Annotated in this window: 1 protein-coding gene; it reads left to right on the forward strand. The window is 35.2% G+C overall.

Annotated features, from left to right (window positions below):
* Positions 1-124 precede the first annotated feature (124 nt).
* Positions 125-268 (forward strand): small, acid-soluble spore protein, alpha/beta type, encoded by a 144-nt coding sequence (locus tag SB717_RS34475; protein WP_071729993.1) that lies wholly within the window; start codon positions 125-127, stop codon positions 266-268.
* The last annotated feature ends 64 nt before the right edge of the window (positions 269-332 follow it).

Consider the following 332-nt stretch of genomic DNA (forward strand, 5'->3'; position numbering starts at 1 on the left):
GTTGCATTGAAATGCAATGTACATTTGTGTTTCAAATTTAATTGGTGGAATAAGGGGAGGGAAAGGGTTCCTATAAAAATACTGGAATAAATTAGGTTACTCATGCGAAAGTAATACAAATGAAATTCTTATTTCTGCTACTACAAGTACTATTGAGCAAATGAAGTATGAAAGTGCTTTTGAACTAGGGGTCACACTGGGACCTGATACATCACATCATCTGCAAATGGTTCGGATCGTTGGAGAGATTACAAAACGCTTAGTTTGAATGGCTGAAAAACAGTTAACAGGTCAATACAGACTACACTAAGAAAATAATCCGTATATATACG

This window comes from Priestia sp. SIMBA_032, from assembly GCF_046535215.1.
In the GTDB taxonomy this organism is placed as follows: Bacteria; Bacillota; Bacilli; order Bacillales; family Bacillaceae_H; genus Priestia; species Priestia aryabhattai.